The sequence below is a fragment of the Shimia sp. MMG029 genome, from assembly GCF_027947445.1.
Taxonomy (GTDB): domain Bacteria; phylum Pseudomonadota; class Alphaproteobacteria; order Rhodobacterales; family Rhodobacteraceae; genus Shimia.
Genome location: NZ_JAQJIM010000002.1, coordinates 59,577 through 77,114, shown reverse-complemented (window position 1 = coordinate 77,114; position 17,538 = coordinate 59,577). Strand labels below are relative to the sequence as shown.

Here is a 17,538-nt window from a genome sequence, read left to right as displayed (position 1 = left end):
CGGCGCTATCAAGATGCGTCGCGGTCAAAGGAGGCACTCATGGCGGTCGTCAGCAATACGCCTGAAAATGTGGATACCCCAAAAGGGTTTGCCTTTGCTATGGGCGCCTATCTGCTCTGGGGATTCCTGCCGCTTTACATGAAGCTGCTTGCGCATATGCCCGCGCTTGAGATTGTAGCCCATCGGGTCATTTGGTCTGTTCCCGTTGCTGGCTTGGTGTTGATCCTTCTAAGGCGCACCAGTGATCTTGTTGCAGCACTGCGCAACCCGCGTACCTTGGCGATGGGGTGTCTCACGGCCGCGCTGATTACCGTCAATTGGGGCATTTACGTCTGGTCGATTGCCAATGATCGCGCGTTGGATGCGGCACTTGGGTACTACATCAATCCACTGTTCAGCGTTGGTCTTGCGGCGCTTTTGCTTGGCGAACGTTTGTCACGGCTGCAATGGATTGCTGTGGCTCTGGCTGCTGGGGCTGTTGTGGTGCTTTGGGCGGATGCTGGTACGCTGCCATGGCCCGCGTTGGCGTTGACCGTATCATGGGGGTTTTACGCCTTTTTCAAAAAGTCACTTCCTGTCGGGCCAAACCAAGGTTTCTTGCTTGAAGTTTTGATCCTCTCAGTGCCAGCTATTGGGTTTCTAGGCTGGCTTACGGCGACGGGGCAGGGGCACTTTGCGATGTCGGCACAAGACACTTGGCTTCTTCTGGGTTGCGGGATTGTGACAGCGGTGCCGTTGCTGTTTTACGCCAATGGTGCAAAACTCATGCGTCTTTCGACAATTGGGATCATGCAGTACATCGCGCCAACGATGATTTTCTTGGTGGCGGTGTTCCTGTTTGGAGAGCCTTTTGGTCAGGCGCGGATGATCGCATTCCCGATGATCTGGTTGGCGCTGATTGTGTACTCTATTCCAATGCTGCGCGATCTGAGAGGTAAGCGTGGCTAAGAAAGGTGCAGTTGTGCGCGGATGTGATCTGCGAACATTGCCGCCCAAATGGCATAGGCTTCCTCTGAAGGGTGATAACCATCCGATGCCTGGTACCGTGGTTCGAATGGCAAGTTAAGCGGGAGGTGGGTGAGCTGGCGATGTGTCGCCGCAAGGTCAGCCAACGCATCGTCAAGACGCTTGGCGTGCGCGCCCAAGACCCACCGCAGCGGTTGAGGGAGCTCCGGGTAAGCGCCCATTGGGGGCAGCCCAGAGGCGACAATCGTTTGCACTGCGAATTTTGAAGAAAGCACTTCTGCAAGTTCGCTCTGGCGTTTCACCCATTTGGCACGGCTGCTCGCGCGGGTCACATCGTTCACACCAAGCGCAGTGATCGCCACATCAAACGCGCTTGGTGGGACAGTCGCCAAGCGTTTGAGCATGCCGGTTGTCGTGATGCTGCTCTCGCCAATCAGTTTCCAGGATACATCAAAGCCTTCTGCGAGGTTTTTTACAACTTGGCCAGATAAGGCCGCGTCTTGGGAGCGCGCGCCAACGCCAGCAGCGGAGCTGTCGCCAACAATCAACAAACGCAATGGTGCGCCCTTGCCCGCTTGCCCCTGCCGAGCACCGGGCGGTTCGGGCAGTGTGTTGGCGCGTCGACGCACCCCCAATCCTTGCGCTGCGAGCAGCGGCGCTAAGGGGATACGCAAGATCTGGTCGGCGGCAGGTCGCATGCGGTCAGCTCAACGCGTCTTTGAATTTTAGAAAGCGCGCATCGGTCATGACGCGTTTGTTCATAGCGTCGCGTAGGGCGCCGATGGTCTTATATGGGCGCATCACCACTTCAAAATTCTGAATTTCGCCTGCTTCATTAAGCGTGATCAGATCAACGCCGACACAGTCCAAGTCGCCAACTTTGCACTGGAATTCCAAGGCCCAGTCATTGTCATTGCCCATAACACGGCGATATCGAAAGTCGCCGAACACCTGTCCCACGTGCCCAAGCACAGCAGCGACAGCGTCGCGTCCTGTCCAAGTGGCCCAATATGTGGGGGGCTGAAATGTGACATCTTCGGCCAAAAGCGCCTTTATGTCCTCTTCATCGCCCTTGGCGACAACCTCTTGCATGCGGGTGATTGTGGGGTGCATTTGTGGTCCTCCCTTACTCTTACACGTGTAGCCTGCGCATCTGTCAGGGCAACTCAAGGCTGACGTTGGGTTGCCCACGTTGCGTCAAACCCCTATGTCCGGCGCTATGACAGAAATTACGCCATATGATCCGCCCCAAGACCCTCTGGTGATCTTACATGAGGACAGCGATATCCTTGTGGTCGATAAACCCTCTGGCTTGCTGTCGGTGCCAGGGCGCGGGGATCATCTTTCTGATTGCCTGATCAGCCGTGTGCAAGCAGCCTTCCCGACTGCCTTGCTGGTGCATCGTTTGGATCGAGATACATCCGGTGTGATGGTGTTTGCGCTGACGCCGCACGCGCAGCGGAATCTGTCGATGCAATTTGAAAAGCGCAAAACAAAGAAAACTTATGTGGCGCGCGTCTGGGGAAAGATGACGGAGAAGTCAGGCACGGTGGACCTGCCGCTGATCGTGGACTGGCCCAATCGCCCGCGACAGATGGTGGATCAAGAGAACGGTAAGCCGGCGATCACCGATTGGCGCTCTCTCAAGGTTAGCGAGACCGAGACGCGCGTGCGGCTGAGCCCCAAAACCGGACGCAGCCATCAGCTGCGGGTGCATATGCTGGCGCTTGGACATGTGATCTTGGGAGATCCGCTCTATGCGGAGGGGGAGGCCTTGGCGTTCCCCCGCCTGATGCTGCATTCTGAAGAGCTGCGGATCAGCCATCCTGAGAGTGGGAAGGGCATGGCGTTTCGCGCCAAAGCGCCCTTCTGAAACTTAGGCTGCGTTCTTGAACGCGGCAGCGAGAATGGCCGTCAGCTGATCCGCGTCTTCCTGAGTGAAGGCGTCGGGTTGATTGCTATCGATGTCAAACACCCCGAGCAGATCGCCTTTGTCATTCCAAACGGGCAAGACCAACTCCGAGCGCGTGCTGCTGGCGCATGCGATGTGGCCGGGGAAGGCATCCACGTCTGGGACAAGCTGGGTTTCGCCGGTACGCGCGGCCGCGCCGCAGACGCCACGCGAGAAAGGGATCACCAGACAGCCGTGTCCGCCCTGATAGGGGCCGATTTTCAGAAGTTCGGGTGCGACGACGCGGTAAAAACCTGTCCAGTCAAAGCGGTCGTCTGCGTGGTGGACTTCGCACGTCACCGTGGCCATCAGTGATACGGTGTCAGTTTCCCCCTCAGTCAGTGAAGCGATGGTGGCTGCGAGTGATGTGTAGTCGATAGACATGGGTGTTTTCCAAAAAGAAACCGCGCCTGTGCGATATGCCAAGGCGCGGTTGTGGTGTGATTTTAGATGCCAGCGTCGATGATGGCTTTGGCCAGAACCGGAACAGAATTGGTGTTCAGACCAGCGATATTCATGCGGCTGTCGCCAACCATATAGATGGCGTTGTCGACGCGCAGTTTTTCAACCATGTTGGGCGTTGTACCCAGCTGACTGAACATGCCGCGGTGCTGCGCAAGGAAACCGAAGCGATCGGAACCTGAAAGGCGCTGCAGTTCGCTGGCCAGTTGTTCGCGCAGAGCGAGCATGCCGAGGCGGGTTTCTTCCAGCTCTGCCATCCAATCTGCTTTGAGCTCCGGATCCGTCAGAATCGTGGTGACCACCCGTGCGCCATGGTCGGGCGGGAAGGAGAAATTCTGGCGGTTGAGGTGGTTCAGGTTGCCCTGCGCGACGGCAGTTTGTTCAGCTTTTTCGCTCATTGCGATCAGCAGACCGGTGCGTTCGCGATAGATGCCGAAGTTCTTGGAGCACGACGCTGCGATCAGCAGTTCTGGCACCGACTGTGCCACAAGGCGGGTGGCGGCGGCATCTTCTTCCAGACCATCGCCAAAGCCTTGATAGGCAATGTCGATCATCGGCGTGCAGCCTTTTTCGGTGATCAGGTCGATCACTGTTTGCCATTGCGTCAGATTGAGATTGGCGCCAGTTGGGTTGTGACAGCAGCCATGGAGCAACACGACATCGTTGCTGGTCACATCTGCCAGATCTTCCATCATGCCGTCAAAATTCACCCCACGGGTTTCCGCGTCAAAATAGCGGTACTTCACCATTTCGATGCCGAGGTAGTTCAGGATGCTCACATGGTTGGGCCATGTAGGATCAGAGACAAAGACACGGGCCTTGGGGTTGGCGACCTTGATCAATTCGAACGCTTGGCGAATGGCACCAGTGCCGCCCGGGGTGGCCACAGCCGCCAGTCGGTCGCGTTCCACGCTGCCAGCCAGCAGCATGTCAATCATCGCGTCTGCATAAGCTGGATCCCCCGCCAAACCGGTGTAGGCTTTGGTGATCTGCTCTTCGACAATCTTACGCTCTGCCGCCTTAACCGCGCGCATGACGGGGGTCACCCCCTCAGCGTTTTTGTACACGCCAACACCCAAGTCCACCTTGGTGGCGCGGGGATCTTCGCGATACATGGCCATGAGGCCAAGAATTTTGTCTTTGGGCTGCTCTTTCAGATTGGTGAGCATCAGGCTTCTCCGGTTGCTACGGGCACTGTGGGGAACGCCCCCCATTCGGCCCATGATCCATCATAAAGGGAGTGATCGGTTTTCCCGAACCGTTCCATTGCAAGGCACAGTACGGCTGCAGTGACACCAGAGCCGCAGGTTGTAATGGCTGGTTTGCTCAGATCGACGCCTGCGTTTTCGAAGACGGATTGCAGCGTTTCAGGAGTTTTGAGCGTGCCATTTTCATTCAGGAGCGACGTGAAAGGCACGCTCTTTGAACCGGGAATATGACCTGACCGCAGACCCTCGCGCGGTTCGGGTGCCTCTCCACGGAAGCGTGCCGCTGCGCGTGCGTCGATGATTTCGTGGTCGCCAAGTTTTGCGGCATGTGACACTTGGGTTACGTCGCGCACCATGTGGTTTTGACGGCGCACAGTCATGTGTCGATCGCGAATGATCGGTGGCAGGTCTTCTGTGGGGCGGCCCTCGGCGATCCATTTTGGAAGCCCGCCGTCCAGCACCGCGATGTTGTTTTGGCCCATCAATTTGAAAAGCCACCAAACGCGTGCTGCCGAGAATAGGCCGGCGCTGTCATAGACCACCACTTGGTGACCGTCTCCGACTCCCATAGCGCGCAGACGTGACATGAATTTTTCGACAGGTGGTACCATGTGAGGGAGGTTGCTGCGCCCGTCCGAGATATCGTCGATATCAAAATAGCGCGCGCCCGGGATGTGGCGCTCCAGATATTCAGCGCCTGCGGTGTTTTCCATGCCAATCGGTGACATGGATCCGTCCAGAATGCGGAGATCTGGGTCTTTCAGGTGGGCGGCCAGCCATTCCGTGGACACCAATGTCTTGGGATCGTCGCTCATCTCATCCCTTTCCAGTAACACTAGAAACACTGCCTACATCTCGCATCCGCAAGAGGCAAGTGGTGGGGCAACGTCGGGCTATACTGGCGTCTAAAAGTTGGTCGCAAATCTAATTTCGATGAGTGAACCACTTTTGGTTGAATGTCGTATCTGTCCTCGGTTTATCTTGAAGCGAAAGTCAGCTTGGGAGCGTTGTAAAATGGCGGGTACTGTTCTGGTGATCGGTAGTGGTCCGAACGCCCCTGTGGCGAAGGATTGGGACGCCAAGCTGTTTGACCACATTGTTGTGATAAACAACGCTTGGCGGGTTCGCCCCGACTGGAGCCATGTGATTTACCCTGAAGATTTCCCCGAAGATCGGTATCCGCCGGTAATGGCATCTGGGCAGACTGTGATCCGCTACACAGAGTATGTGCCGCAAAACAATGCTTTTGGGGGCGTTCTGTTCGCTGGAGGTACAATGGCATTTACGGCTGGGTATTGGGCGCTTGGCGCACTGCAGCCTGACGTGTTGGCATTCATTGGCTGTGACATGGTCTATCCAAAACAGGGGCACACGCATTTTTATGGAACAGGGGCGGCGGACCCTCTGCGCGATGATGTGTCTTTGCAAAATCTAGAAGGAAAATCCGCGCGTCTAGCCCTGCTGGCGGCGCAAGTAGGCTGTGCCTGTGTGAACCTGTCATCAGCGGAGAGCCGATTGCTGTTTCCACGGGCAGACGTCAAGGATCTGGGAGAGACGCGCGTGAACTTTGCAGCGGCACAATCCGATGTCGAGGTACTGCGAGATGCCGAAACAGCCCTTGGGTACAGCGCACCTAGTGGGCGGTATTGGGAAATTCTAGATCAGATCGATCCCAAAGAGCTTGCCGCAATAGACAGGCGTTGGCTGGAGCTTTTCAAGCGAACTCAATCGCCGTGACGCAGCAGGCGTTGTTTCTGCCGGCCCCAGTCACGTTTTGCTTCTGTTGCCCGTTTGTCGTGGTTTTTCTTACCTTTGGCGATGCCGATCTTCATTTTCACAAAGCCTTTGTGATTGAAGTACATCACCATGGGAACCAGGGTCATGCCCTTGCGCTGGGTCGCGCTCCACAGGTCAGAAAGCTGTTTCTTGCTGACCAGCAGCTTGCGCTTGCGCCGCTCTAGGTGTGGGAACATAGCGCGTTCATACGGTGCGATATAGGAGTTCACCAACCACAGTTCGCCATCTTCCACCGCAGCATAACTTTCTGCGATGTTGCCGGATTTTTCACGCAGGGATTTCACCTCAGATCCTGACAAGACAATGCCAACCTCGATGTCATCATCGATGGCGTAGTCAAAACGTGCCCGCCGATTCTCGGCGATCACCTTGTAGTTCGGATCAGAGTTCTTTTGCTTTTTGGCCATAACACGCGTGGCATAGCGCGGCTTTGTGGCAGTGTCCATCCTGTCGGACACGTGGGTCTAAGCGCGGGGTTGCGCGAAGGTCACAAGGGGGAATGTCTCCGGCATTTTAGTGGACGCACCGTCAGGCTTTGGCTAGTTTGGGTCCAAACGGGGCGCAATGATCCCGAACTTGAGGCAGCTGAATATGATTTTCCCCGAGCGGTTTTCGAACCTTCCGGCTTATGCATTCCCGCGTCTGCGCGCGCTATTGGACCATCTCGAACCAGGTGGCCCCGTGGTTCATATGACGATTGGCGAACCCAAACACGCGTTCCCAGATTGGGTTACGGATGAAATTGTTGCACATTCTGCGACGTTCAATCGCTATCCGCCAAATGAAGGCGCGCCGGAGCTTCTTGCCGCGATCGCCGAGTGGATTGAGCGTCGTTACGAGGTGAGAGTGGACGCTGGCACTCAGGTGATGGCGTTGAATGGGACACGTGAAGGGCTCTACAACGCTGCAATGGCGCTTTGCCCTGAAACCAAGAACGGTGCACAGCCTCTAATCTTGACTCCAAATCCGTTTTACCAGGTGTATGCCGTCGCCGCACAAGCTGTTGGTGCAGAAGCCTTGTTTGTGCCTGCGACCGAAGAGAGTGGGCACCTGCCTAATTTCTCGAAGTTGTCGAAAGCTCAGCTTGAGCGCGTGGCCATTGCCTACATCTGTTCCCCTGCGAACCCGCAAGGCGCCGTTGCTGACCGCGCTTATTGGACACACCTGATTGGTCTGGCCGAAAAATACGATTTCAAGATTTTTGCAGATGAATGCTATTCCGAAATCTACCGTGGCGAAGCGCCAACTGGTGCGCTTCAGGTTGCAACAGAAATGGGTGCGGATCCTGACCGGGTTTTGATTTTCCACTCGTTGAGCAAGCGCAGCAACCTTGCTGGGCTGCGCTCCGGGTTTGTTGCGGGAGGAGCTGAGAGCATTCGCAGGATCAAACAATTGCGTTCCTACTCTGGTGCGCCGCTGCCGTTGCCTCTGCAAATGGCGTCGGTCAAAGTCTGGCAGGATGAAGCGCATGTGATCGAAAATCGTCGTCTTTACAGCGAAAAGTTCGACCTTGCCGATGAGATTTTCGCCGACATCGATGGCTATCAAAGTCCAGATGCAGGCTTTTTTCTTTGGCTGCCCGTCGACGATGGGGAAGAGGCTGCAATAAAACTCTGGACAGAAACCGGGGTACGTGTGTTGCCGGGGGCATATCTCAGTCGCGATGTTGACGGGCTAAATCCGGGTAAAGGGTATATCAGAGCTGCGCTGGTGGCTCCAAAGTCTGAAGTGGCAGAAGCGCTGACAAAGCTGCGCAGCTGCATCTACGGACAAGCGTAAAGGGGTGGAGTATGGCATATCAGGCAAGAGGACGCGGACCTTTGTTGGATAGCAACACTCAGGCGGCGGTTGAAAAGCGCGGTAAAGAGCTGATTGGGATCGTGTTGTTGGGACTGGCGGTGATGTCAGCTGCGATGATCCTGTCTTACTCCCCCTCAGATCCAAGTTGGTTGTCTGTTACGGACGCACCTGTCCAGAACATGCTTGGTCGCATGGGCGCTTCTGTTGCAGCACCGTTGTTCATCATTGTGGGCTGGGGAAGTCTGGGGCTGTCTTTGATCTTTGGCGCATGGGGTGTGCGTTTTGCATTGCACATTGGCGAAGAACGGGTGCAAAGCCGCGCTATTTTTGCCCCCATCATGCTTGCGCTGGGCGCAATCTATGCTTCGACTCTGACGCCAGGGAGCAATTGGATCCATGCCTTCGGGCTTGGTGGTTTGTTTGGCGACACGGTCATGGGCGCTCTTCTGACAATTTTGCCGATCGGAGCGCAGGCTGGCGTCAAATTCATGTCACTTTTGACTGGGCTCGCATTTGTTTTTGTCGGTGGGTTTGTGCTGGGTTTCACACGATCAGAACTCAACCGGCTGGCGCGCGCTCTGGTGGTTGGTCTGGTGCTTGCCTACGATGCGTTCATGCGCTTGCTTGGGCGCAGCGCAACGGGTGCTGTGCAGGCCGCCAAAGCTGCGCAAGAGCGTCGGAATGAACGCCGCGAGCTGGCGGCGCAGTCTGACGCATTTGCGGCAGAACCGGATTGGCAGGACGCTATTCTCGATGATACTGAAGCCTTCAATGAAGAGCTTGTGGCAGAAAAGCCAAAGTCTCGCCTGCGCTTGCCGACACTGATCAAGCGGGCGGAACCAGCGCATGAAGAGATGCCAGAACCGGAGTTGGTCGAGAACCTTTTCGCTGAGGAATTCGATGAGCGTCCTGAAGAGGCGCGGATTAGTGCAAAAATCGCTGATGTTATGCGCTCTCGTGCGCGACGCGGTGCGCCTGTTGCGCCGCCTGAATTGCACAAAGACAAACCATTGACCAAAGGCCGCGGTCGCGGGCCTGATCCTTTGGTTTTGGATGTCGAACAGCCGACTTTTGTTGCACCACCTGAGCCAGAAGTGGCGGTGGCAATTGCCGGTTTGCGTGCGGAGCCTCCACTGTCCAGCGGTCAGCCTATTGCGCCGCAGCCAGAACCGTCGCTTGATGTGGTGGCGGAAGATTTGGATGACCCTGCCATCTCTGAGTTCGAAATCGAGCCAGAACCGGACATGCCGCCCCAGCCGGGTGCTGCGCCAATCGCCCCTATTCCAGTCGCGGAACCGAAGAAAGTTGTGCAACCACGTCAGAACAAAGTGGTGCATCCTTCCAGCCGTGCACAGGCTGAGGCGCAGCCGTCCTTGGCGTTTGAAGAGCAGCATTCGCAATACGAGTTGCCACCGCTTGGACTGTTGGAGAACCCGTTGGACATCAAGCGCCATCATTTGAGTGATGAAGCGCTCGAAGAAAACGCGCGGATGTTGGAAACAGTGTTGGATGACTACGGCGTCAAAGGTGAGATCGTCAGTGTGCGGCCTGGTCCGGTTGTGACGATGTATGAGCTTGAGCCTGCGCCGGGTTTGAAAGCGAGCCGTGTGATTGGTCTGGCTGATGATATCGCGCGCTCGATGTCTGCGTTGTCGGCGCGTGTTTCAACGGTTCCCGGCCGCAGTGTGATCGGCATCGAACTGCCTAATGAGAACCGCGAGAAGGTGGTGTTGCGAGAGATCCTTGCAGCGCGTGATTTTGGCGACAGCAACATGAAGCTGCCACTTGCGCTGGGCAAAGACATTGGTGGGGATCCTGTCGTCGCCAATCTTGCAAAGATGCCGCACTTGTTGATCGCAGGGACCACAGGTTCCGGGAAATCGGTGGCAATCAATACGATGATCTTATCGTTGCTTTACCGTCTGACACCGGAAGATTGTCGATTGATCATGATCGACCCAAAGATGCTCGAACTGTCCGTCTATGATGGCATCCCGCATCTGCTCTCCCCTGTTGTGACCGATCCTAAAAAGGCGGTGGTGGCGCTTAAGTGGGTCGTGGGCGAGATGGAAGATCGCTATCGCAAGATGTCAAAAATGGGCGTGCGCAACATTGATGGCTACAACAGCCGTGTAAGCGATGCACTTTCCAAAGATGAGACATTCAGCCGGACGGTCCAAACTGGATTTGACGACGAGACCGGCGAACCCGTGTTTGAAACCGAAGAAATAGTGCCGGTGAAAATGCCCTATATCGTGGTCATCGTCGATGAGATGGCTGACCTGATGATGGTGGCGGGCAAGGAGATTGAAGCCTGTATTCAACGTCTGGCACAGATGGCGCGTGCCTCAGGTATTCACCTGATCATGGCCACGCAACGCCCATCGGTGGATGTGATTACTGGCACGATCAAAGCGAACTTCCCGACACGGATTTCATTCCAGGTGACGTCAAAAGTCGACAGCCGCACGATCCTTGGTGAAATGGGTGCTGAGCAGCTTTTGGGCATGGGGGACATGCTCTATATGGCGGGCGGTGCAAAGATCACCCGGTGTCATGGCCCGTTTGTCAGTGACGAAGAAGTTGAGGAAATCGTGAATCACCTCAAGAGCTTTGGCCCACCGGATTACATTGGCGGAGTCGTTGAAGGCCCTGATGAGGGAAAAGCGGATGATATCGACGCGGTTCTTGGGCTGAACACAGGCGGGAACACAAATGGCGAAGATGCGCTTTATGATTCTGCAGTGGCGATTGTGATCCAAGATCGCAAGTGTTCCACCTCTTACATTCAGCGAAAGCTGGCGATCGGTTACAACAAAGCCGCGCGTCTTGTTGAGCAGATGGAAGAGGAGGGGCTGGTGAGCCCGGCCAATCATGTTGGCAAGCGCGAGATACTGATCCCGGAGCAATGACAAATCGGTTGGGTGCAGGCGAAACTGCGCTCAACCTCTGCGCATCGTTGGCGCGCGCCCCTATATTGGATGCATGACAATGCTTAAATACACACTTGCAGCGCTGATAACAGCGGCCTCTGCTATTCCGGCATATGCAGAAAAGCTTTCGCTCAATGCGCTGAGCGCATACTTAAACAGCCTAAAAACCGCGGAGGCGGCTTTTGTGCAAACATCCGATGATGGGTCCGTTCAAAAGGGCCGTTTGTTCATTCAGCGCCCCGGCAAAATGCGCTTTGAATACGCGCCGCCGCAAAAAGCTCTGGTTTTGGCCAGCAACAACGCTGTGGCCATTTTTGACGATCGGGCCAGTGGTCCGCCGGAGACCTATCCGCTGCGTCGCACGCCTTTGTCTCTGATTTTGGCGCGTAATGTAAACTTGGCGGCAGCAAACATGGTTGTTGGCCATGGTTTTGATGGCACCCACACCATCGTGACAGCGCAGGATCCAAAGAACCCTGAATATGGCCAAATTCAGTTGAAGTTTTCCGACGCACCCGTGGCTTTGACAGAATGGGTGATCCTTGACGCTGGTGGCGGTGAAACAACTGTGCGCCTGGATGAGGTGGTCACCGGGATGAGCTTTCCGCGCACGCTGTTTGACATTGAAACCGAGCGAGGCAAGCGGAAGCGTTAAATGTGCGATGTGCCTTTAGGCGATAATGTCAGGGGTTAGCCTGTCTTCTATGCGGGCGATCATATCTTTGAGGCGCAGTTTCTGTTTCTTGAAGCGTTGAATGGTCAACTGATCCCCCGTGCCGCGGTCTACGAGGGCATTGATTGCCTCATCAAGATCGCGGTGCTCCTGCTTGAAAACCTCCAGTTCCACGCGCAGAACATCATCTGTTTTCATGGACAAATCGGTTGTCGCATTCATTGGGTCGTCCTCGATCTGGTTCGGAGTCTCACAATAGCTTCTTTGTGAACGGCTGAAAAGTACGCCTGCTGTGCGGAATTAATGACAGTTGAATAGGTTCGTGACTTGCGAGTGGGCAGGTGCTGCCCCATATTTGAGTGGTAGTCGGTTGCCAGTATGGGATCGGCATGCAGACGGTCGCTTTGAAAAGGACGTGTCAATGACCAAACTAACTTTGGGGTCCTATCCCCATCTTCTGGGCTTTGAGCAGCTCGAGCGCCTCTTGGAGAGGACAACAAAGTCTGGTGGAGAGGGCTATCCGCCCTTCAACATTGAGCAGACTTCCGACTACTCTTATCGCATCACGCTTGCTGTCGCAGGTTTCCGTGAACAAGATCTCAGTATTACGGTTGAGGATCGCCAACTTGTCGTGCGTGGGCGACAGACTGAGGACAGTGGTGAGCGTATCTTCCTACACCGCGGGATCGCCGCGCGTCAGTTCCAGCGCAGCTTTGTGCTCGCGGATGGCGTGGAAGTGGGAGAAGCCGTTATGGAAAATGGTTTGCTTCATGTGGATCTGACACAGGCCCGCCCTGAGACGATTGTGCAAACCATCCAGATCAAGAAAGGATAACGATATGCAGGCAGAATTTGACAGCGCGTCGATGGATGACCGCATTGTGTATGTTCGAGAAGTACTGGTCGCGGAATTGCCCGAAGAAGTGCAAGAGCAAGCAGAGGGCGCTGAAACGCTCTTTGCTGTCCACACCACCGATGGCGAACGACTGGCACTGGTGAAAGAACGCAATCTGGCGTTTATTCTGGCGCGCCAGCACAACTATTCACCAGTCACTGTGCATTGAAGCGACTAAATTGAAGCAATCATGGCGCGCCCTTGGGCGCGCTTTTGCGTTTTACGGCAGCTCAAACGCGACAGCGGTTTTTGACCATCCATCGATGTTGTCTTTGCTGCGCAGATAAATGGTCGTGATTTCCGGGGGGATCCAGACGTTTGCGAGACTGCGGGTAAAGGGCTGCTCATTGACGTGAGGATGTGCCAATATTCGTGTCCCGAGCACCTGACCGTCGTCGGTTTCAATACGCCAGCCGTCTGCATAATGATCCCATCCGGTATCAGGATGCGCGATGGTCACATCAAACCGCCAGCCGTTTGCACTCGATGCTGCTGTGACATTCGTAATTTCAGGGGGATCAGCGAGCACTGATGTCGGCAAAACTAGAGTCATAAAGAGAATAAAATATCGCATGAGTTTTGCCTAGCACAACGCACACGTGTTGTCTTGCAAATGAAAAAGCCCGAGCACTTGCCCGGGCTTCACGTTTTCGTTTGTTGAGCGTTTAGCCCTTGGAGAAGTCAGGGTAGGCTTCCATGCCCAGTTCTGACATGTCGAGGCCGTTGATTTCATCTTCTTCGCTGACGCGGATGCCCATGACAGCCTTCAGGATGACCCACAGGATCAGGGAGGCCACGAATGTGAAGACACCGTAGGCCACGATACCCGTCAGCTGAGCGCTAAGGCTTGCGGATCCGGAGAAGACCACTGCGATGGTGCCCCAGATGCCCGCAAACAGGTGGACAGGGATCGCGCCAACAACGTCGTCGATTTTGAACTTGTCCAGCAGTGGCACTGTGAGAACAACGATCACACCACCCACAGCACCGATCAGCAGAGAGCCTGCCAGAGAAGGTGCGAGAGGCTCGGCGGTGATGGAAACGAGCCCCGCCAGTGCGCCGTTCAAGATCATGGTCAGGTCCGGCTTTTTGTACAGGATCTGTGTCAGGATCAGTGCGGCAACAGCCCCGGCAGCAGCGGCCATATTGGTGTTGGCAAAAATGCGCGATACGTCGGTGACATCACCCACAGTGCCCATCGCCAGCTGCGAGCCGCCGTTAAAGCCGAACCAGCCGAGCCACAGGATGAATGTGCCCAGCGTAGCCAGGGCAAGGTTGGAGCCTGGCATAGGAACCGTGCGGCCGTCTTTGTATTTGCCGATACGTGGACCGAGTACAATTGCGCCGGCAAGAGCAGCCCAGCCACCCACGGAGTGCACAATGGTGGAGCCTGCGAAGTCGGAGAAGCCGAGTTCAGACAACCAGCCGCCGCCCCACTGCCAGGAGCCAGAGATTGGGTACAGAATGCCTGTCAGAACGACAACAAAAGCAAGGAAGGGCCACAGCTTGATGCGTTCTGCCAGCGCACCGGACACGATGGACGCGGTTGCCGCAACAAACATCAGCTGGAAGAAGAAGTCAGAACCAACGGACGCATAGTCAAGCGCCGCATCAGCCGCGTCGAGACCGACAGGTTCCAGAGAGGTTGGAACGAAGTTGAATGCGAAGTAGCCGTTAAAGTCGCCGGGATACATCAGGTTGAAACCAACCAGCCAGTACATGATGGCGGCGATCGAAAAGAGCGCCATGTTTTTGGTCAGCTGCATGGTCACGTTCTTGGAGCGCACAAGGCCCGCTTCAAGCATCGCAAAACCGGCTGCCATCCAGAAAACAAGAAAGCCACCCACCAAGAACAGCAAAGTGGTCATGATGTATGGGCCAATTTCGTCAAAGCCCGGAGCCGCAGCGGCTTCCTGAGCAAAGCTCAGAGTCGGAAGCGCTGTCAGCGCACCGGTCAGAGCAATTTTCGTCAGAGTTTTCATGGGTGTATTCCTTCCTTGCGACGCCTTAGAGCGCATCTGCATCCGTTTCGCCTGTGCGCACGCGGATCGCTTGCTGCACGTCCAATACAAAGATTTTCCCGTCGCCAATTTTGCCGGTTTGGGCGGTCTTGGTGATGGTTTCGACAACTTGGTCGGCCATGTTGGCGGCAACCACGAGTTCGAGTTTGACTTTCGGCACAAAGTTCACGGCGTATTCCGCACCGCGATAAATTTCAGTGTGCCCGGATTGGGAGCCGAAGCCCTTGATCTCAGTGACCATCATGCCGCGTACGCCGATTTCGGTCAGCGCTTCGCGAACCTCCTCGAGCTTGAACGGTTTGATCGTTGCGATAATCAGTTTCACCTTGTTCCCCTTTTGGCGATGCGGGGGGAGCCCCGCTTATTTTGCATTTGCAGAAAAACGCAGCGGAGCGCCGAAAACGAAGGCTGAAGGCACGTCAATTGGTCAAATTGGAAGGGTGAAGGTTAAAAATTAGGCATATTGCTGCGAACGCATAAAAAATGCGCTTAATGATAACTGAATCGAGACCCACTTCGGCCTTACAAGTGGTCACCAACGCGGTAAAATGAGCGAAAAGCGAACTGAGCAGTTGGGTTCTAATGAGTGATTCAAGACGAAAGAAGCCGCCTTTGGTGGCAGAGAAACGCTACGGTCGTGTTGCCAAGACACCTGTTCGCAAAGCTGCAAAAGCAAAACCAAAGCCGGGTGCGTCTAAACGAAAACCGACCCGGAAGAGAAAGCCATCGCGCAAGCAGAACCCTATAGTGGCATTTTTCCGTCGCATCGTGGGGTGGATCTTCAGTTTGGTCTGGTCGCTTATTTGGCGCACTTCCTTTGTGATTGCTCTCATGGTGTCTCTTGCTGTCGGATATGTCTATCTGACGCTGCCTGAAGTGGATGATTTGTTGGATGGGCGCGCGCGTGGTTCGGTGACGCTGCTTGATCGTGACGACAAAGTCTTTGCCTGGCGCGGAGATCAGTTTGGCGGCGTTGTTACGGCGGACACGGTATCCAAGCATCTCAAAAACGCTGTTGTGGCCACTGAAGACAAGCGGTTCTATCGCCACTTCGGTGTTAGTCCGCGCGGGGTTGCGAGTGCTGTTCGCATCAACCTGAGAGAGGGCCGCGGGCCTTTGTCTGGGCACGGTGGTTCTACGCTGACACAGCAGACCGCCAAGTTGCTTTGTCTCGGTGTCGCCTATGATCCTGCCGATTGGGACAGCGAGGCCGCCTACGTGCAAGACTGTCGCCGTGGGTCGCTGGGGCGAAAAGTCAAAGAAGCGATCTATGCCATGGCGATGGAGGTGAAATACACTAAGAATGAGATCCTCTCGGTGTATCTCAATCGAGCCTATATGGGAGGTGGGGCTTACGGCGCAGAAGCAGCGTCACAGCGTTATTTTGGAAAACCTGCGGCCAATCTGACGCCTGCTGAAGGGGCTATGCTGGCGGGGCTATTGACGGCACCTTCTTCACTGGCCCCGACGGCCAATCTACAGCGCTCCCAAGATCGATCCGCCACCATCTTGCGGCTCATGAATGAGCAAGGCTACCTCTCCGATAAAGACACCGCATTTTATCAGTCGAATCCTGCGACACTATCTGAGGCCGCCAAAGCCAAAGCCGGAGGGTATTTCGCGGATTGGGTTATGGCGTCTGGTCCGGAGTTCTTTACACGCAACACGACCGAAGACGTGATCTTGAAGACGACGCTCGACCCTAGAATTCAGGACGCCGCAGAAGCCGGGTTGAAGTGGGTTTTCGAAAACAAAGTACGTGAAGGGTCCAAGGCGCAGGCCGCGATTGTCGTGATGTCCGCAGATGGTGCTGTGCGCGCTATGGTCGGAGGCCGCCAAACACAGGTTTCGGGCGCGTTCAATCGGGCAACACAAGCCAAGCGGCAAACGGGCAGTGCTTTCAAGCCGTTTGTTTACGCCACGGCTCTCGAGCGGGGCGCCCACTATGACGATAAAGTTGTCGATGAGCCCTATTGCCAGAACATTCCGGGTTCGGGCCAATGGTGCCCAAAAAACTATACGGGCAAATATTACGGCGATGTTTCGCTCACTTTTGCCCTGCAGAACTCGTTGAATATTCCAGCTGTGAAAGTCTCTGAGCAAGCGGGGCGGGAAAACGTGCGTACCGTGGCAAGCATGTTTGGGATTGAAAGCGATCTTGCGTCTGGGCCTGCGCTGGCACTGGGCGCCTCTGAAAGCAGCCTGCTGGAAATGACTGGTGCTTATGCGGGTATTTTGAACGGTGGCTCGTCTGTAACGCCATATGGGTTGGTGGAGCTGAGGCTCTTAGGCGATGATAACGCCCTTATGGGATCGGGCGGTGGCATAGGAGAACGTGTGATTTCTGACGCTGCAGCGCGCGAACTGATTTGGATGATGGAGAAAGTTGTAAGCGAAGGTACCGGCGCGCGTGCGCAGCTTCCGGGTTGGCAAGTCGCGGGTAAAACGGGAACGACACAAGCAGCACGTGACGCTTGGTTTATTGGATTCACCAACGAATATGTTGCTGGCGTTTGGATGGGGTATGACGACAATACCCCGCTGACAGGTGTTACTGGCGGAGGTCTGCCAGCCGAGATATGGCGTGAGGCGATGGTCCGCATCCATGAGGGGATCACACCGATGCCGTTGCCAGCATTCGTGCCAAAGCCCAAGGCAGTGTCTAACCCCGGCCCGCGCCAAAATCGAACGGGCATTGAGGGCGTTGTGAACGGTATCTTGAGGGATATTTTTGGCGGTAATTGACGTGGAGGTAAGGCCGTCGATGTTGCCATTTTTGGGTTTTTGTCAGCCCAACCTACAGGGCTGACAATGAAAGATGGCTGCCAATGT

At 55.5% G+C, this 17,538-nt stretch carries 19 protein-coding genes; 9 read left to right on the top strand and 10 right to left on the bottom strand.

What is annotated here, in order from left to right; translation table 11 throughout:
• The first annotated feature begins 39 nt into the window (after nucleotides 1–39).
• Nucleotides 40–948, top strand: coding sequence for an EamA family transporter RarD (gene rarD, locus PJL69_RS07170; protein ID WP_209096821.1), 909 nt, complete (start codon nucleotides 40–42; stop codon nucleotides 946–948).
• Here rarD and PJL69_RS07165 read toward each other — a convergent pair.
• A complete protein-coding gene (locus PJL69_RS07165) occupies nucleotides 945–1,664 on the bottom strand; it encodes an SGNH/GDSL hydrolase family protein (RefSeq protein ID WP_271309054.1) in 720 nt (239 codons plus the stop codon). The genes rarD and PJL69_RS07165 overlap by 4 nt on opposite strands.
• A gap of 4 nt (nucleotides 1,665–1,668) precedes the next feature.
• Nucleotides 1,669–2,079 (bottom strand): nuclear transport factor 2 family protein, encoded by a 411-nt coding sequence (locus PJL69_RS07160; protein WP_271309053.1) that lies wholly within the window; start codon nucleotides 2,077–2,079, stop codon nucleotides 1,669–1,671.
• Between the two features lie 106 nt (nucleotides 2,080–2,185).
• Here PJL69_RS07160 and PJL69_RS07155 point away from each other — a divergent pair, with 106 nt between their 5' ends.
• Entirely contained in the window at nucleotides 2,186–2,839 is a 654-nt protein-coding gene (locus PJL69_RS07155) for an RluA family pseudouridine synthase (protein WP_271309052.1), read from the top strand.
• Between the two features lie 3 nt (nucleotides 2,840–2,842).
• Here PJL69_RS07155 and PJL69_RS07150 read toward each other — a convergent pair whose 3' ends face one another.
• The 3 genes from PJL69_RS07150 to sseA all read right to left on the bottom strand — a co-directional run bounded on the left by PJL69_RS07150 (nucleotide 2,843) and on the right by sseA (nucleotide 5,402).
• Nucleotides 2,843–3,301: a GAF domain-containing protein gene (locus PJL69_RS07150; protein WP_271309051.1), complete on the bottom strand. Its 459-nt coding sequence runs from the start codon at nucleotides 3,299–3,301 to the stop codon at nucleotides 2,843–2,845.
• A 62-nt stretch (nucleotides 3,302–3,363) separates the two neighbouring features.
• Nucleotides 3,364–4,548, bottom strand: coding sequence for an amino acid aminotransferase (locus tag PJL69_RS07145; RefSeq protein ID WP_271309050.1), 1,185 nt, complete (start codon nucleotides 4,546–4,548; stop codon nucleotides 3,364–3,366).
• Nucleotides 4,548–5,402 carry a 3-mercaptopyruvate sulfurtransferase gene (sseA, locus tag PJL69_RS07140; RefSeq protein ID WP_271309049.1) on the bottom strand — a complete coding sequence of 285 codons (855 nt, stop codon included), beginning with the start codon at nucleotides 5,400–5,402 and terminating at the stop codon, nucleotides 4,548–4,550. Before sseA ends, PJL69_RS07145 begins: the two co-directional genes overlap by 1 nt.
• A 199-nt stretch (nucleotides 5,403–5,601) precedes the next feature.
• Between sseA and PJL69_RS07135 the strand changes: the two genes are divergently transcribed.
• A complete protein-coding gene (locus PJL69_RS07135) occupies nucleotides 5,602–6,324 on the top strand; it encodes a hypothetical protein (protein WP_271309048.1) in 723 nt (240 codons plus the stop codon).
• Here PJL69_RS07135 and smpB read toward each other — a convergent pair.
• Complete coding sequence (smpB, locus tag PJL69_RS07130; protein ID WP_271309401.1) at nucleotides 6,312–6,791, bottom strand: SsrA-binding protein SmpB; 480 nt, start codon at nucleotides 6,789–6,791, stop codon at nucleotides 6,312–6,314. The genes PJL69_RS07135 and smpB overlap by 13 nt on opposite strands.
• A 184-nt stretch (nucleotides 6,792–6,975) precedes the next feature.
• On the opposite strand from smpB, the gene PJL69_RS07125 reads away from it, so the two are divergent.
• The 3 genes from PJL69_RS07125 to PJL69_RS07115 all read left to right on the top strand — a co-directional run bounded on the left by PJL69_RS07125 (nucleotide 6,976) and on the right by PJL69_RS07115 (nucleotide 11,772).
• A complete protein-coding gene (locus PJL69_RS07125; RefSeq protein WP_271309047.1) occupies nucleotides 6,976–8,163 on the top strand; it encodes an aminotransferase class I/II-fold pyridoxal phosphate-dependent enzyme in 1,188 nt (395 codons plus the stop codon).
• Nucleotides 8,164–8,174: 11 nt separating this feature from the next.
• Nucleotides 8,175–11,096 carry a DNA translocase FtsK gene (locus PJL69_RS07120; RefSeq protein ID WP_271309046.1) on the top strand — a complete coding sequence of 974 codons (2,922 nt, stop codon included), beginning with the start codon at nucleotides 8,175–8,177 and terminating at the stop codon, nucleotides 11,094–11,096.
• A 79-nt stretch (nucleotides 11,097–11,175) separates the two neighbouring features.
• Nucleotides 11,176–11,772, top strand: a complete 597-nt coding sequence (locus tag PJL69_RS07115) for a LolA family protein (protein WP_271309400.1) — start codon at nucleotides 11,176–11,178, stop codon at nucleotides 11,770–11,772.
• A 15-nt stretch (nucleotides 11,773–11,787) separates the two neighbouring features.
• On the opposite strand, the gene PJL69_RS07110 is transcribed toward PJL69_RS07115, so the two are convergent.
• A complete protein-coding gene (locus PJL69_RS07110) occupies nucleotides 11,788–12,012 on the bottom strand; it encodes a YdcH family protein (protein ID WP_209096810.1) in 225 nt (74 codons plus the stop codon).
• Between the two features lie 199 nt (nucleotides 12,013–12,211).
• Between PJL69_RS07110 and PJL69_RS07105 the strand changes: the two genes are divergently transcribed.
• Nucleotides 12,212–12,625 (top strand): Hsp20 family protein, encoded by a 414-nt coding sequence (locus PJL69_RS07105; protein ID WP_271309045.1) that lies wholly within the window; start codon nucleotides 12,212–12,214, stop codon nucleotides 12,623–12,625.
• Between the two features lie 4 nt (nucleotides 12,626–12,629).
• Entirely contained in the window at nucleotides 12,630–12,854 is a 225-nt protein-coding gene (locus PJL69_RS07100; RefSeq protein WP_209096808.1) for a DUF1150 family protein, read from the top strand.
• Between the two features lie 51 nt (nucleotides 12,855–12,905).
• Here PJL69_RS07100 and PJL69_RS07095 read toward each other — a convergent pair whose 3' ends face one another.
• From PJL69_RS07095 to PJL69_RS07085, 3 genes are all read right to left on the bottom strand, one after another.
• Nucleotides 12,906–13,259 carry a hypothetical protein gene (locus tag PJL69_RS07095; protein WP_271309044.1) on the bottom strand — a complete coding sequence of 118 codons (354 nt, stop codon included), beginning with the start codon at nucleotides 13,257–13,259 and terminating at the stop codon, nucleotides 12,906–12,908.
• Between the two features lie 91 nt (nucleotides 13,260–13,350).
• Complete coding sequence (locus PJL69_RS07090) at nucleotides 13,351–14,667, bottom strand: ammonium transporter (RefSeq protein WP_271309043.1); 1,317 nt, start codon at nucleotides 14,665–14,667, stop codon at nucleotides 13,351–13,353.
• 25 nt (nucleotides 14,668–14,692) lie between these two features.
• The gene (locus PJL69_RS07085) at nucleotides 14,693–15,031 is read right to left on the bottom strand and encodes a P-II family nitrogen regulator (protein ID WP_209096805.1); all 339 of its coding nucleotides are present in this window, start codon (nucleotides 15,029–15,031) and stop codon (nucleotides 14,693–14,695) included.
• 257 nt (nucleotides 15,032–15,288) lie between these two features.
• Between PJL69_RS07085 and PJL69_RS07080 the strand changes: the two genes are divergently transcribed.
• On the top strand, nucleotides 15,289–17,451 hold the full coding sequence (locus tag PJL69_RS07080; protein ID WP_271309042.1) for a transglycosylase domain-containing protein: 2,163 nt from the start codon (nucleotides 15,289–15,291) through the stop codon (nucleotides 17,449–17,451).
• Nucleotides 17,452–17,538: the final 87 nt, after the last annotated feature.